The following is a 14,568-nucleotide window of genomic DNA, read 5'->3' as shown; positions in this document are numbered from 1 at the left end:
CGCGAAGCCCTGCGCCGACCCTCCGCGGAACCGCTGCCCCCGCATACGGGAGAATCAGCACCAGTCGTTTGTATCCACGGGGAGGAACCGTGTCCGGATTTGTAGAAAAGCCCGAACCGTTGCAGGTTCCCGGGCTCACCCATCTGCACACCGGCAAGGTGCGCGATCTCTACCGGAACGAGGCGGGCGACCTGGTCATGGTCGCCAGTGACCGCATCTCCGCGTACGACTGGGTGCTGCCCACCGAGATCCCCGACAAGGGACGGGTGCTCACCCGCCTCTCCCTCTGGTGGTTCGACCAGCTCGCGGATCTCGTCCCCCACCACGTCCTCTCCACCGACCTCCCGGCCGGCGCCCCCGCCGACTGGGAGGGCCGCACCCTGGTCTGCCGCTCGCTGCGGATGGTCCCCGTCGAGTGCGTCGCCCGCGGCTATCTGGCCGGCTCCGGTCTGGCCGAGTACGAGGCGACTCGCACGGTCTGCGGTCTCGCGCTCCCCGAGGGGCTCACCGACGGCTCCGAACTCCCCGCGCCGATCTTCACCCCGGCCACCAAGGCCGCCGTGGGCGACCACGACGAGAACGTGACCTACGAGGAGGTGGCCCGCGAGGTCGGCGCGGAGACGGCGGCCCTGCTGCGGCAGACCACCCTCGCCGTCTACGGCCGGGCCCGGGACATCGCCCGCGAGCGGGGCATCGTCCTCGCCGACACGAAGTTCGAGTTCGGTCTCGACGCCGACGGCCGGCTCGTCATCGCGGACGAGGTGCTGACCCCGGACTCCTCGCGGTTCTGGCCCGCCGCGTCCTGGTCGCCGGGGCGGGCGCAGCCCTCGTACGACAAGCAGTACGTCCGGGACTGGCTGACCTCCCCGGCCTCCGGCTGGGACCGCCGCTCCGAGCAGCCGCCGCCCGCGCTCCCGGCGGAGGTCGTCGCGGCGACCCGGTCGCGGTATCTGGAGGCGTACGAGATGCTCACCGGCCTGCCCTGGTCCTGAGCGGTGCGGCCGCCGGGGCCCGAGGGAACGGGCCCCGGCGGCACCTCGATCCGGGGCATGCGAAAAGGCCCGGTTCCGAAGAACGGAACCGGGCCTTCACTCTGAGCGGACGACCAGGTTCGAACTGGCGACCTCAACCTTGGCAAGGTTGCGCTCTACCAACTGAGCTACGTCCGCATGCGCCGTGGCGCGCTGACAACTATACCCAACCGCGCTCGCGGGCGAGACGCACCGCCGTGTGCCGGTTCTCCGCGCCCAGCTTCGAGACCGCCGACGAGAGGTAGTTCCGTACGGTCCCCTGCGACAGCGAGGCCCGTTCCGCGATCTCCGCGATGGGCGCTCCGTCCGCCGCGAACGACAGCACCTCCGCCTCCCGGGCGGTCAGCGGCGAGTCCCCGGCCGAGATGGCGTCGGCCGCCAACCCCGGGTCCACATAGCGGTTTCCGGCGTGCACGGTACGGATGATCTCCGCGAGGCGCTGGGCGCTGAGGGTCTTCGGGACAAAGCCCCGCACCCCCGCCGCCAGCGCCCGCTTCAGATGCCCCGGCATGCCATGGCTGGTGACGATCATCGTCCGGCACCCGGGCAGTTCGGTCCGCAGCGCTGTGGCGACACTCACACCGTCGGCACCCGGCATCTGGAGATCGAGGACGGCGACATCGGGCCGGTGGGCGCGGGCCATGGCGAGGGCTTCCGTGCCCGACGCGGCCTCGGCGACGACTTCGAGATCGTCCTCCAGGGAGAGCAGCGCGGCGAGCGCGCCCCGGATCAGGTGCTCGTCGTCGGCGAGGAGCAGTCGTACGGGCGTCATCCGGTGCTCCCCAGGGGGGCCGGGTTCTGCGGGATCACCGAGGGCTTCCCACCGGGAGCCTCCACCGGGCCCGTGGCATCCGTCGCCGGTACAGGACTCACAGGACTCACGGTATCCACCGCGTCGGCCCGGTCCAGCGGAATCCGCGCCGTCAGCCGGAAGCGCCCGTCCCGCCCCGGACCCGCCACCAGTTCACCGCCGACGGCGGTCAGCCGCTCCCGCAGCCCGGCGAGCCCCGTGCCCGCCCGCTCCCCGCCGCCCCGCGCGCGGGACCTCGTCTCGGCGCCGTCGTTCTCCACGACCAGGACGGCCGCGCCGTCCACCTCGGCCACCGAGACCGTGCACCGCCGGGCGTCCCCGTGCCGCAGCACGTTCGTCGCCGCCTCCCGGACCACCCACCCCAGTGTCGACTGGACGTCCTGGGGCAGATCCAGCCCGTCGGCCACGAGCGTGCAGGTGATCCCCGCCGCCGTCAGGACGCTCCGCGCCCCTTCCAGCTCGACCCGCAGATCGGCCTCCCGGTAGCCGCGCACGACCTCGCGCACCTCGCGCTGCGTGTCCTGCGCGATCTCCTGGACCGCCAGCATCTGGTCGACGGCCTCCGGCCGGCCGCGCCGGGCCAGCTGCACCGCCAGTTCGCTCTTCAGCGCGACGACGGCGAGATTGCGGCCCACGACGTCGTGGAGATCGCGGCCGAACCGCAGCCGCTCCTCCGCGACCGCGAGCCGCGCCTGCACGTCACGGGCCTCCCGCAGCTCCCACATCACGGCGAGGATCCACATCGAGGCCCGCGCGGTGAACGCCATCCACGCGCTCACGAAGGTCACGAAGACGGCCGCGAAGAGCCGGTCCCCCGCCGTCATCGGGGCCAGCGACACCAGTCCCCAGACCACGGGCAGTACGGCGAGCTGCGTCAGCACGATGGTCCGGTTCGGCACCAGCAGGGCATGGACGCTGCTGAGCGGCAGCGCCGTCACCGCCAGCAGCGCCGTCATCGGCGCCACGGCACCGGCCCGCGCCGTGGCGACGACGACCAGGGTCTCCGCGGCGGCCACACCGGCCGTCCACCAGAACAGCCGCCCGGGCCGGGGCCCGTGCCCCAGATAGGCGTCCATCGCCCGGCGGGCCAGCCGGGCGCACAGCAGCCCTTCGGCGAGACCGAGCAGCAGCCCGGCCACGATCAGCACCCAGGGGGCCTGGGCCCACATCTCGGCCGAGAGGAAGAGGACGACCAGCGTCGCCACCCCGGTCCAGACGAGGAGGTAGATCGTCCCCCGGGTGTAGAGGTCGACCTTGGCCAGCCCGCTGCGCTTGTTCCAGCGTCCGCTCCAGCCCGTCACCCGCACCGCACCGCTCCACCACTCCTTCGCCCGGGGCCGCCGGCCGGCCCGTTCCTCAGCGCCGGGGCTCCCAGCGGAACCACCGCTGAACAGCAAACACCGAGACCGCCGCCCAGACCAGCGCGCCGATGGCGGCGACCGCGAGGTCCCGGCCGTCCGCCCCGCCCAGCCAGCCGGCCCGGATCAGGGTCATCACACCGGTCAGCGGCAGCAGTTCGCAGATCCGCGCCATTCCGTCCGGCATCAGCGAGACCGGCACCAGCAGCCCCGAGCCGCCGAGTGAGATGAGGAACATCGGCATGGTGGTGATCTGCGCGCTCTCCACGGTCCGAGTGACGGCGGAGGTGACGGCGGCCAGCGCGACGCAGACCAGCACCCCCAGCACGATCCCCGCGAGCAGCAGATCGGGGCGGGCGGGCGCGGCGAGGTCCATGGCCACGGTCCCGGCGACGACGAGCAGGACGCACTGCGCGAGCGCGATGCCGACGGCGGGGAGGGCGGTTCCGGCCAGGATCTCGGGGTCGGAGATCTCGCCGGTGCGCAGCCGCTTGAGGACCAGTTCCTCGCGGCGGGCGGTGTAGGCGGAGACCAGGTTCACATGGACGACCATGATCAGGACCATGCCGATGCCCGCGGTCAGCGACGCCTCGGCCAGGCTCATCCCGACCTTCTCCAGATCGAGCCGTTCCAGGGACGTCTGGATGGCGAACACCATCACCAGGGGCATCACCAGGGCCACGGTGAGCGCGGTCCGGTTGCGGATCAGCAGGGTCAGTTCGGCCCGGCCGAGGGCGGCCAGCCGGCCCAGTGCGGTGGTCCCGGCGGCCCTGTTCGCCGCCCCGTTCGCCGTCCCGTTCGCGGGCATCGTGGTCCTGTCCGTCCGTGTCGTCGTCGTCTTCGCCATGTCACACACCCGCCAGGTCCGTCTGGGCGATCTCCAGGAACGCCTCTTCGAGCGACGCCGACCGGGCGTCGAGCCCTTCCAGCCGTACGCTCGCCTGCGCCGCCCAGTGCAGCAGTTCGCCCAGCGACTCCTGGAGGTCGTGGGTACGGATCTCGATCCGCTGCCCGTCGGCCGCCGCCCGCAGCGAGAGCGGGAGGTGGCCCGCGGGCACCTCGGCGGGGAGGGCGAAACGGATCCGGGCGGGCCGGGAGGCGGTCACCTCGGCCGGGGTGCCGGTGGTCACGATCCGGCCCCGGTGAATGATCGCCAGCCGGTCGGCCAGCTGCTCCGCCTCCTCCAGGTAGTGCGTGGTCAGCAGCACGGTGGTGCCCGCGTCGCGCAGGGCCCGCACCAAGTCCCAGGTGTCGCGCCGCCCTTCCGCGTCCAGACCGGTGGTCGGCTCGTCCAGGAAGAGCACCTCGGGCCGGCCGAGCAGCGCGAGCGCCAGGTCCAGCCGCCGCCGCTCACCGCCGGAGAGCTGCTTGACGCGTACCTTCGCCCGGTGGCCGAGACCCACCAGGGCCAAGGCCTCGGGGACCGGACGGGCGTCGCTGGTGCAGCCGGACCACATCCGCGCGGTCTCGGTCACGGTCAGGTCGGAGGGGAAGCCGCCTTCCTGGAGCATCACCCCGATCCGGGGGCGGACGGCCCGCCGCTCGCGGTACGGGTCGTGGCCGAGCACCCGGATTGTGCCGCCGGCGGGGGCCGCGAGCCCTTCCAGCAGCTCGACGGTGGAGGTCTTGCCCGCGCCGTTCGTCCCGAGCAGCGCGAAGATCTCGCCGCGTGCCACGGAGAAGCTGATCCCGCTCACGGCCTCGAAGCCGCCCGCGTACCTCCGCCGCAGCTCGTCCACCGTGATCACGTACTGGTCTGTGGTCATGTACGGAAGCATTCCGCCGCCCCGGCGGCGCGGGCAGTGCGTCCTGTCATGGGTGCTCATGACAAATGTCATGGGATGTGCCGGGCGATTCCCGGAAACCCCGGCCCCGGGCACCCGAACCCTCGATCTCCGGGCATACGAAAAGGCCCGGTTCCGAAGAACGGAACCGGGCCTTCACTCTGAGCGGACGACCAGGTTCGAACTGGCGACCTCAACCTTGGCAAGGTTGCGCTCTACCAACTGAGCTACGTCCGCATTGCTCCCGCTCAGCTCTCACTGGGCGGTGCGACCACCACTCTACCTGATCCACATCAGTGGTCGGTAAGGCGATCAGAGCGGGTGACAGGAATTGCACACTGCGCCTTCCCCCTGGAAGGGGGATGTTCTGCTACTGAACTACACCCGCACGCTGCTGAGGTTGGTCCTTTCGGGCCTTGCCCCTCGGCGTGATCCATACTTTAGCCCACGGAGGGGGGTGCCGCGCAACTCAAGATCGAAACCAGGTTCGGACCGGACTGTGGACCGTTCCCGCGCGGCGTCCCCCCGGCGTCCCTCCGGCTCAACTCGCCTTGCGGAACGCCTCGTAGACCGCCTTGGGGATCCGTCCCCGGGCCGGCACGTCCATCTTGTTGGACTGCGCCCAGGCCCGGACCGCGGCGGGGGCCGGCTCCAGTGCGGTGTGCGTGTACGCGACCGCGCGCGGCCGCCGCCCGTGCCGCACCGCCCCGGCCTGCTTCCGGCCCGCCGCCAGGTACGGCGCCAGGGCCTTGCGCAGTTTCCTGGCATTGGCTGGATTGAGGTCGATCTCGTACGACTTCCCGTCCAGGCCGAACCTGACCGTTTCCGCTGCCTCTCCGCCGTCGATGTCGTCGAAGAGCGTGACCACTACTCTCTGCGCCACGGATATCGGTCCTTTCCCGCGGTTCCCCGCCGGTCCGACGGGGGCGGCAGGGACACCCCGGGGGTGTCCGTCGACTGCGTGCCCGCGCTGACATGCTGGGACACCGGCATTCCGGCTGTCGAGGGGTTTAAAGGTGCTGTCCTCTGCATTCCTTTGTACAGCGCCCACCGGTGCATTGTGAAGCCCACCCAATTGTTTGCGCGTGTCCGATCAATGTAGGCCGGAATTTTCTCCCGGATTTCCTCGCTCCGTTGCCCCGTCCGTGTTCCCGTGTGGAGTGTTCCTATATCCACCCATATCTACGCGAGTAGATTTCTGGGCCGGGTACGCTGAGGGAACCGCCTTCGCACCACATCACCGGGAGTGCCCGTGGCACGCGTCGTAGTCGACGTCATGCTCAAGCCCGAGATCCTCGACCCGCAGGGACAGGCGGTGCAGCGCGCACTGCCCCGCCTCGGATTCGACGGGATCGCGGACGTTCGTCAGGGAAAGCGTTTTGAGCTGGAGGTGGAGGGGCCGGTCGACGAAGCCGCCCTCGCCCGCATCCACGAGATGGCTGAAACGTTCCTCGCCAACACTGTCATCGAGGACTTCGTCGTGAAGGTGGAGTCGTGACCTCCACCACTGCCTCCGAGCCGGGCCCCTCGGGGAACACCCGGATCGGAGTGGTCACCTTCCCCGGGACGCTCGACGACCGGGACAGCCTGCGGGCCGTACGGCTCGCAGGGGCTGAACCGGTCCCCCTCTGGCACCGCGACAAGGACCTCAAGCAGGTCGACGCCGTGGTCCTCGCCGGAGGCTTCTCCTACGGCGACTATCTGCGCGCGGGGGCCATTTCCCGGTTCTCGCCGGTGATGGAGACCATCATCGACCAGGCCCGCGCGGGCCTGCCGGTGCTCGGGATCTGCAACGGTTTCCAGATCCTCACCGAGTCCCATCTGCTCCCGGGAGCCATGCTCCGCAACAACCACCTCCACTTCATCTGCCGCGACCAGCGGCTGCGGGTGGAGAATGCGGACACCGCCTGGACCGCCGATTACGAGGCCGGCCAGGAAATCTCCGTACCGCTCAAGAACATCGACGGCCGCTATGTCGCCGACGAGCGGGTCCTCGACGAGCTGGAGGCGGAGGGCCGGGTCGCCTTCCGCTATCTGGGCACCAACCCCAACGGCTCGCTGCGGGACATCGCCGGCATCACCAACGCCGAGGGCAATGTCGTCGGCCTGATGCCGCACCCCGAGCACGCCGTGGAGCCGCTGATCGGCACCGGCCGCACCGACGGTCTCGCCTTCTTCACCTCTGTCATCAAGAAGCTGGTCACGTCATGACCCTCGATACCGTCAAGCACGCCACCGACACCCCGGACGCCGCCCAGCCCTGGGCCGAACTCGGCCTGAAGCAGGACGAGTACACCCGGATCCGGGAGATCCTTCAGCGCCGTCCCACCGGTGCCGAGCTGGCCATGTACTCGGTCATGTGGTCCGAGCACTGCTCGTACAAGTCGAGCAAGGTCCATCTGCGGCAGTTCGGCGAGAAGGCCCCCGAGAACGACGCGCTCCTCGTCGGCATCGGGGAGAACGCCGGAGTCGTCGACGTCGGCCAGGGGTACGCGGTGACCTTCAAGGTCGAGTCGCACAACCACCCCTCGTACATCGAGCCCTACCAGGGCGCGGCCACCGGCGTCGGCGGCATCGTCCGCGACATCCTCGCCATGGGCGCCCGCCCCGTCGCCGTGGTCGACCCGCTGCGCTTCGGCGCGGCCGACCACCCCGACACCAAGCGGGTCCTGCCCGGCGTGGTCGCGGGCGTCGGCGGCTACGGCAACTGCCTCGGCCTGCCCAACGTCGGCGGCGAGGTCGTCTTCGACTCCTGCTACCAGGGCAACCCGCTGGTCAACGCCGGCTGCATCGGCGTCATGCGGCACGAGGACATCCACCTCGCCCAGGCGTCCGGCACCGGCAACAAGGTCATCCTCTACGGTGCCCGCACCGGCGGCGACGGCATCGGCGGCGTCTCCGTGCTCGCCTCCGAGACCTTCGAGTCCACCGGCCCGGCCAAGCGCCCCGCCGTCCAGGTCGGCGACCCCTTCCAGGAGAAGCTGCTCATCGAGTGCACCCTGGAGATCTTCGCGGAGAAGCTGGTCGCGGGCATCCAGGACCTCGGCGGCGCCGGGCTCTCCTGCGCCACCTCCGAGCTGGCCAGCGCCGGCTCCGGCGGCATGCGGATCGACCTGGACACCGTGCCGCTGCGCGACGCGACCCTCTCGCCCGAGGAAATCCTCATGAGCGAGTCGCAGGAGCGCATGTGCGCGATCGTCGAGCCCGCCAAGGTCGGCCGCTTCCTGGAGATCTGCGAGAAGTGGGACGTCATCGCCACCGTGATCGGTGAGGTGACCGAGGGCGAGCGGCTGGAGATCTTCTGGCACGGCGAGCAGATCGTGGACGTGCCGCCGCGCACCGTCGCCCACGAGGGCCCGGTGTACGAGCGCCCCTACGCCCGCCCCGCGTGGCAGGACGCCCTCCAGGCCGACGACGCGGGCCGGCTGGCCCGGCCGGGGACCGCCGAGGAGCTGCGCGCGCAGGTCCTGCGGGTCGTCGGCTCGCCCAACCAGGCGTCCAAGGCGTGGATCACGGACCAGTACGACCGCTTCGTGCAGGGCAACACCGTGCTGGCGCAGCCCGAGGACGCGGGCGTGATCCGCATCGACGCGGAGACCAACCTCGGTGTGGCGGTCGCGACCGACGGCAACGGCCGGTACGCCAAGCTGGACCCGTACACCGGCACCCAGCTCGCGCTGGCCGAGGCGTACCGCAATGTCGCCGCCACCGGCGCCCGCCCGCTGGCGATCTCCAACTGCCTCAACTTCGGCTCCCCGGAGGACCCGGGGGTCATGTGGCAGTTCGCGGAGGCCACCCGGGGGCTCGCCGACGGCTGCCTCCAGCTCGGCACCCCCGTGACCGGCGGCAATGTCTCCCTCTACAACCAGACCGGTGACACGGCGATCCACCCGACGCCCGTCGTCATGGTGCTCGGCGTCATCGACGACGTCACCCGCCGCACCCCGATCGGGTTCGGCGAGGAGGGCCAGCTGCTCTACCTCCTCGGCGACACCCGCGAGGAGTTCGGCGGCTCGGCCTGGTCGCAGGTGGTCCACGACCACCTCGGCGGGCTGCCCCCGGCCGTCGACCTGGACCGCGAGAAGCTGCTCGGCGAGATCCTGATCTCGGCCTCCCGCGACGGCATGATCGACGCCGCCCACGACCTCTCGGACGGCGGTCTGATCCAGGCCGTGGCCGAGTCGGCGCTGCGCGGCGGCAAGGGCGCCCGGCTGGTCGTCCCCGACGGGCTCTCCGCCTTCACCTTCCTCTTCTCCGAGTCGGCGGGGCGGGCGGTGGTCTCGGTGCCGCGCAGCGAGGAGCTGCGCTTCACCGACATGTGCGGCGCGCGCGGCCTGCCCGCGACCCGGATCGGCGTCGTGGACGGCGACACGGTGGAGGTGCAGGGCGAGTTCGGCATTCCGCTGAGCGAGCTGCGCACCGCGCACGAGGAGACGATTCCGGCGCTGCTCGCCTGAGCCTGCGGCAGGCGTCCGCTCCTGACGGGCCCCCGCTCCCCCCTTTCCGGGGAGGAGCGGGGGCCCGTCCCTGTTTTCCCGCCGTTCTCCCCTCACTGTTGCACGTAATTACGTAGTTACGTATATTCAAGGCCATGGAGCTGGAGGAGCGGGTCGCCGCGCTGGAGCGCCGGATCGCGGCACTGGAGGGCGAGCGCGAGCACGCCCCCCAGCCGCCGCCGGGCGGCGACTTCTGGGCGCTGGCGGGGTTCAAGGAACGGCTGGCGGCGGCGGGTCCGGCCGCGGCCGATGGCGGTGTGCTGTTCACGGGCACGGTGGGACTGCCGACCGGCGAGCGGTACGACTGGCAGTACGGCGAGCTGACGAGCGCCCTGCTGGACGTGGACTGGACGGAGACGGCGGACGCGTTCGCCGCGCTCGGCCACGCCGTACGGCTGCGGCTGCTGCGGGAGATCGTCGGCGGGCGGAACACGGCCGCCGCCCTGGCCGAGCTGGACGGGCTCGGGACCACCGGCCAGATCTACCACCATCTGCGGCAGCTCACCGCCGTCGGCTGGCTCCGGACCGTGGGCCGCGGCCGGTACGAGGTGCCGCCCGCGCGGGTGGTGCCCCTGCTGGTGATGGTCTCGGCGTCCCGCCCCGTCTGACCCGCCGTCCGCCTTTTCCGTCCACCTTTTCCGGCCGTCTTTTCCGTGCACCGCGTACACCGCCCCGAAGGGGACTTGAGGGGGAACACCGCCATGCCCGCATCGATCCGTACCCGCAAACTGCCGATGGTCCTCCTCCGGTTCTTCGGGAGGGCCTTCGTGGTCCTGATCGTCTGCGATCTCCTGCTCGGGATGGACCTGCCCCTCTGGCTGGTGCTGACGCCGGCGGTGCTGATGACCGTCTTCGGCGCCGTGGCCAGCCGCGCGGCCGGCAAGGAGCACGCCGCACGCGACCAGCCCTTCACCGTGGAGATCGAACCGCCGGTCCGGGGCCGCTGGTCGGCGACGAACAGCCCCGCCGACAAGGTGCCGAGCCACGGCACGCACGCCTACGGCCAGACGTACGCGATCGACATCACGGCCGAGCCGGAGCCGGAGCCGGAGCAGGAGCCGGGGTCCGCCCCGGGGACGTCCACGCGGCCCGCGTTCGCCCTGCTGTGGCCCCTCGTCCGCCGCAACAGCGCCTTTCCCGCCTTCGGCCAGGACCTGTACGCCGTCGCCGATGCCACCGTCGTCCACGCCTCCGACCGGCAGCGGGACCATCTCAGCCGCAACTCGCTGCTGATGGTGGCCTATCTGATGCTGCTGGAGGCGCCGCTGCGGGAGCTGCTGAGCCCCGGTCTGATCGTCGGGAACCGGGTCGTCCTCGACCTCGGCGACGGTACGTACGCCGTGTACGCGCACGTCCAGCGCGGTTCGCTCGCGGTCCGGGCGGGGGACAGGGTCCGGGCGGGCGAGCGGATCGCGCGCTGCGGCAACTCGGGCAATTCGACCGAGCCGCACGTCCACTTCCACCTCATGGACGGCACCGACCTGGACACGGCCCGGGGCATCCCGTTCCGCTGGCGCGGGGTCGGCCTCCCGGCGGGCGGGGAGTTCTTCACCGCCCGGTCGGCCGAGGAGCGCGCCACCGTGGACGCAGCGGCCGCCATGACCGCCGCGACCCCCGAAAAGCCGTCGAATCCGCCGGCCGTCGCCGATTAGGCTCGGGGGCATGCCCCCGGCCAAGCAGCGCACCCGTTCCTACGACGCCGTGAAGACCCGTACGGCGGTCCTCGCGCAGGCCGCCGCGCTGCGGTCGGCGGTCGGCACCCTCACCCCGGAGCAGCTGGACGGCCCGACCCGGCTGGACGGCTGGCGGGTCCGTGAGCTGGTCGCCCATCTCTCCATGGTGCTGGGGACGCTGACGCACGCCCTGACCCTGCCCGCGCCCCCGAAGGCCGGGCTGACCCTCCTGGAGTGGCCGGCGCGGGTGAGGTCCGTGGCGGGCGCGATCGACGACGACGTACGGGCGGGGGCGGAGGCCGCCGGCGACGGCGTGGCCGACGCGTTCGGCCTTGCGGTCGACGCGATCGGCCCGGCGCTCGCGGACCCGTTCGACGGCGATCGTCCGGTCATGACCCGGCTGGCCCCCATGCGGCTGACGGATGTGCTGGTCACCCGCTGCCTGGAGTTGATCGTCCACACCGACGACCTGAACGACGCCACCGGTCTGGACGTGCCGTACGACCGCCAGGCCCTCGCCACCGCCGTCCGGCTGCTCGCCGACGCCCTGGCCGCGGATGCCCCGGGCGGGGCGGTGGAGGTACGGATTCCGCCGTTTGCGGTGGTCCAGTGCGTCGAGGGTCCCCGGCACACGCGGGGCACCCCGCCGAACGTCGTGGAGACCGATCCGCTGACCTGGGTACGGCTGGCCACCGGGCGGGCCGGCTGGGCGGCGGAGCTGGACGCGGCGCGGATCTCCGCGAGCGGGGAGCGGGCGGACCTGTCGGGGCTGCTGCCGGTGCTGGGCTGACCCGGCCCGATGTCGGCGCCCGCACCCGTACCTGCACCGGCACCGGCACCGGCACCGGCACCCATGCCCGCACCCGAACCCGTACGCCGTGATCCGTACGCGGACCGCCGGAGTTCGAACGGGGAACCGAATCGGCGGCCGTTCCGTCCCAGGAGCATGCGCCGTCACCTGAGTGTCCCCCTCACCGCCCTCACCCTGCTCGCCCTCACCGCCTGCGGCAGCACCACCGCCTCGGAGAGCGGGGACGGCAAGGACTCCCGGCCCGGCGGCGGCAGCAGCGCCGCGCCGTCCGTCGACCCCTCCGCGGCCGCCCTGACCGGGGTGCGGTGGACCGTCGACAGCCTCACCGCCGACGGGAAGAAGCGCGCGGCCCCGGCCGGGTCGAAGACCCATCTGGAGCTGACCGGCAAGGGCCGCCTCCAGGGCAGCCTGGGCTGCAACCAGTTCGGGGCCGAAGCCGTCCTGCGCGGCGACACCCTCACCCTCCGGCAGGAGGGCATGACGCAGATGGCCTGTTCCACCGAGATCCAGGCCTTCGAGAACGCGCTGTCCGAGGTCCTCAAGGGCCGGCTGAAGGCGGTCCGCGACGGCGACCGGCTCACCCTCACCGCCCCCAACGGCACCACGGTCGCCCTCACCACCGAGGAGCCCGCCCCGCTGGCCGGCACCGTCTGGACGGTGACCGACCTGCTCACCGGCGATCTGTCCGAGCCGGTCCCCGGCGGTACGGAGGGCCGGGCCAAGCTCACCTTCGCCAAGGACGGCAAGGGCGGCACGATCAGCGGCAGCCTCGGCTGCAACACCTTCCGCGGCAGTGCCACCGCCACCGGCGACAAGATCACCCTGGGCCGGATCTCCACCACCCGCAAGCTCTGCACGGGCACGGCCGGGCAGGTCGAGGCCCATCTGCTCACGGTGCTCGACGGGACGGTCCGCTACACCCTCCAGCACCGGAATCTCACCCTCACCGGCCCCTCCGGAGCCGGTGCCCACGCGCTGGCGGAGCGGTAGCGTACCCTCCCCAATTCGGACCAGTGGTCGATCTCGCCTACACTCGGGTCCGTGCCACGTGGTGACGGTCGACTCAATCACGATCTGCTCCCCGGTGAGAAGGGCCCTCAGGACGCCTGCGGCGTCTTCGGTGTCTGGGCTCCGGGTGAAGAGGTCGCAAAGCTCACGTACTTCGGGCTCTACGCCCTCCAGCATCGAGGCCAGGAATCCGCGGGTATCGCGGTCAGCAACGGATCACAGATTCTCGTCTTCAAGGACATGGGACTGGTCTCCCAGGTCTTCGACGAAACCTCCCTCGGCTCCCTCCGCGGCCATATCGCGGTAGGACACGCGCGCTACTCCACGACCGGAGCCTCGGTCTGGGAGAACGCGCAGCCGACCTTCCGGGCGACAGCCAACGGCTCCATCGCCCTCGGCCACAACGGCAATCTGGTCAATACCGCCCAGCTCGCCGAGATGGTCGCCGATCTCCCCCGCCAGGACGGCCGAGCCACCCAGGTAGCGGCCACCAACGACACCGACCTGGTCACCGCGCTGCTCGCGGGCCAGGTGGACGGCGACGGCAAGCCGCTCCCGATCGAGGCCGCGGCCTCCCGGGTGCTCCCCGAGGTCCGGGGCGCCTTCTCGCTCGTCTTCATGAACGAGTCCACCCTCTACGCGGCCCGGGACCCGCAGGGCATCCGCCCCCTCGTCCTCGGCCGGCTCGACCGCGGCTGGGTGGTCGCCAGCGAGTCCGCGGCGCTCGACATCTGCGGCGCGACCTACGTCCGGGAGATCGAGCCGGGCGAGCTGATCGCGATAGACGAGAACGGTGTCCGCACCTCTCGATTCGCAGAAGCAAAGCCCAAGGGCTGTGTCTTCGAGTATGTCTACCTCGCCCGCCCCGACACCGACATCGCCGGCCGGAACGTCTATCTCTCCCGTGTGGAGATGGGCCGAAAACTGGCCAGGGAAGCACCGGTCGACGCCGATCTGGTGATAGCCACTCCGGAGTCGGGCACCCCCGCCGCCATCGGCTACGCGGAGGCCAGCGGCATCCCCTACGGCTCCGGTCTCGTCAAGAACGCCTATGTCGGGCGGACCTTCATCCAGCCCTCCCAGACCATCCGCCAGCTGGGCATCCGGCTGAAGCTGAACCCCCTGAAGGAAGTCATCCGGGGCAAGCGGCTGGTCGTCGTCGACGACTCCATCGTCCGGGGCAACACCCAGCGGGCCCTGGTGAAGATGCTCCGCGAGGCCGGCGCGGCCGAGGTCCACATCCGGATCTCCTCCCCGCCCGTCAAGTGGCCCTGCTTCTTCGGCATCGACTTCGCCACCCGCGCGGAGCTGATCGCCAACGGGATGACCATCGAGGAGATCGGCGCCTCGCTCGGCGCGGACTCGCTCTCGTACATCTCCATCGACGGCATGATCGACGCGACCACCATCGACAAGCCGAACCTCTGCCGTGCCTGCTTCGACGGCGAGTACCCGATGGAGCTTCCCGACCCCGAGCTGCTCGGCAAGCAGCTGCTCGAAACCGAGCTGGCGGGCGGCGCCGACGCCGCCGACGCACTCCGCCGTCCGTAGCCGCAGCAGCCCGGTGCCCCGCAGTAACGACAGGAAAGCTTTCTC

At 71.3% G+C, this 14,568-nt stretch carries 14 protein-coding genes and 3 tRNA genes; 9 read left to right on the top strand and 8 right to left on the bottom strand.

Annotation, left to right across the window (positions count from 1 at the left end; all coding sequences use genetic code 11):
- Window positions 1–89 precede the first annotated feature (89 nt).
- Window positions 90–992 (top strand): phosphoribosylaminoimidazolesuccinocarboxamide synthase, encoded by a 903-nt coding sequence (locus SYYSPA8_RS19915; protein ID WP_323448584.1) that lies wholly within the window; start codon window positions 90–92, stop codon window positions 990–992.
- A gap of 104 nt (window positions 993–1,096) precedes the next feature.
- Here the strand turns inward: SYYSPA8_RS19915 and SYYSPA8_RS19910 are convergent.
- The 8 genes from SYYSPA8_RS19910 to SYYSPA8_RS19875 all read right to left on the bottom strand — a co-directional run bounded on the left by SYYSPA8_RS19910 (window position 1,097) and on the right by SYYSPA8_RS19875 (window position 5,867).
- Window positions 1,097–1,169: transfer RNA gene (locus SYYSPA8_RS19910), tRNA-Gly, on the bottom strand.
- A gap of 22 nt (window positions 1,170–1,191) precedes the next feature.
- Window positions 1,192–1,803, bottom strand: coding sequence for a response regulator transcription factor (locus tag SYYSPA8_RS19905; RefSeq protein WP_323448583.1), 612 nt, complete (start codon window positions 1,801–1,803; stop codon window positions 1,192–1,194).
- Window positions 1,800–3,143: a sensor histidine kinase gene (locus tag SYYSPA8_RS19900; RefSeq protein WP_323448582.1), complete on the bottom strand. Its 1,344-nt coding sequence runs from the start codon at window positions 3,141–3,143 to the stop codon at window positions 1,800–1,802. Before SYYSPA8_RS19900 ends, SYYSPA8_RS19905 begins: the two co-directional genes overlap by 4 nt.
- Window positions 3,144–3,198: 55 nt before the next feature.
- Window positions 3,199–4,008: an ABC transporter permease gene (locus SYYSPA8_RS19895; protein ID WP_323448818.1), complete on the bottom strand. Its 810-nt coding sequence runs from the start codon at window positions 4,006–4,008 to the stop codon at window positions 3,199–3,201.
- Between the two features lie 40 nt (window positions 4,009–4,048).
- Window positions 4,049–4,966: an ABC transporter ATP-binding protein gene (locus tag SYYSPA8_RS19890; protein ID WP_323448581.1), complete on the bottom strand. Its 918-nt coding sequence runs from the start codon at window positions 4,964–4,966 to the stop codon at window positions 4,049–4,051.
- A gap of 182 nt (window positions 4,967–5,148) precedes the next feature.
- Window positions 5,149–5,221, bottom strand: a tRNA-Gly gene (locus SYYSPA8_RS19885).
- 79 nt (window positions 5,222–5,300) lie between these two features.
- A tRNA-Gly gene (locus tag SYYSPA8_RS19880) sits at window positions 5,301–5,372 on the bottom strand.
- 153 nt (window positions 5,373–5,525) lie between these two features.
- The gene (locus SYYSPA8_RS19875) at window positions 5,526–5,867 is read right to left on the bottom strand and encodes a histone-like nucleoid-structuring protein Lsr2 (RefSeq protein WP_323448580.1); all 342 of its coding nucleotides are present in this window, start codon (window positions 5,865–5,867) and stop codon (window positions 5,526–5,528) included.
- A gap of 369 nt (window positions 5,868–6,236) precedes the next feature.
- Here SYYSPA8_RS19875 and purS point away from each other — a divergent pair, with 369 nt between their 5' ends.
- The 8 genes from purS to purF all read left to right on the top strand — a co-directional run bounded on the left by purS (window position 6,237) and on the right by purF (window position 14,523).
- Window positions 6,237–6,482 (top strand): phosphoribosylformylglycinamidine synthase subunit PurS, encoded by a 246-nt coding sequence (gene purS / locus SYYSPA8_RS19870; RefSeq protein ID WP_078076409.1) that lies wholly within the window; start codon window positions 6,237–6,239, stop codon window positions 6,480–6,482.
- On the top strand, window positions 6,479–7,195 hold the full coding sequence (purQ, locus tag SYYSPA8_RS19865) for a phosphoribosylformylglycinamidine synthase subunit PurQ (protein WP_323448579.1): 717 nt from the start codon (window positions 6,479–6,481) through the stop codon (window positions 7,193–7,195). Before purS ends, purQ begins: the two co-directional genes overlap by 4 nt.
- Window positions 7,192–9,441, top strand: coding sequence for a phosphoribosylformylglycinamidine synthase subunit PurL (gene purL / locus SYYSPA8_RS19860; RefSeq protein WP_323448578.1), 2,250 nt, complete (start codon window positions 7,192–7,194; stop codon window positions 9,439–9,441). The genes purQ and purL overlap by 4 nt, the downstream gene beginning before the upstream one ends.
- 134 nt (window positions 9,442–9,575) lie before the next feature.
- A complete protein-coding gene (locus tag SYYSPA8_RS19855) occupies window positions 9,576–10,088 on the top strand; it encodes an ArsR/SmtB family transcription factor (protein ID WP_323448577.1) in 513 nt (170 codons plus the stop codon).
- 93 nt (window positions 10,089–10,181) lie between these two features.
- A complete protein-coding gene (locus SYYSPA8_RS19850; protein ID WP_323448576.1) occupies window positions 10,182–11,132 on the top strand; it encodes a M23 family metallopeptidase in 951 nt (316 codons plus the stop codon).
- A gap of 10 nt (window positions 11,133–11,142) precedes the next feature.
- A complete protein-coding gene (locus SYYSPA8_RS19845) occupies window positions 11,143–11,943 on the top strand; it encodes a maleylpyruvate isomerase family mycothiol-dependent enzyme (protein WP_323448575.1) in 801 nt (266 codons plus the stop codon).
- 156 nt (window positions 11,944–12,099) lie between these two features.
- Entirely contained in the window at window positions 12,100–12,954 is an 855-nt protein-coding gene (locus tag SYYSPA8_RS19840) for an META domain-containing protein (RefSeq protein WP_323448574.1), read from the top strand.
- 51 nt (window positions 12,955–13,005) lie between these two features.
- Window positions 13,006–14,523 (top strand): amidophosphoribosyltransferase, encoded by a 1,518-nt coding sequence (purF, locus tag SYYSPA8_RS19835; protein WP_323448573.1) that lies wholly within the window; start codon window positions 13,006–13,008, stop codon window positions 14,521–14,523.
- Window positions 14,524–14,568: the final 45 nt, after the last annotated feature.

It is taken from the genome of Streptomyces yaizuensis, from assembly GCF_034961445.1.
Taxonomy (GTDB): domain Bacteria; phylum Actinomycetota; class Actinomycetes; order Streptomycetales; family Streptomycetaceae; genus Streptomyces; species Streptomyces yaizuensis.
Note: the sequence above shows the minus strand (reverse complement) of the source record. Positions and strands in the feature narration are given on the sequence as shown.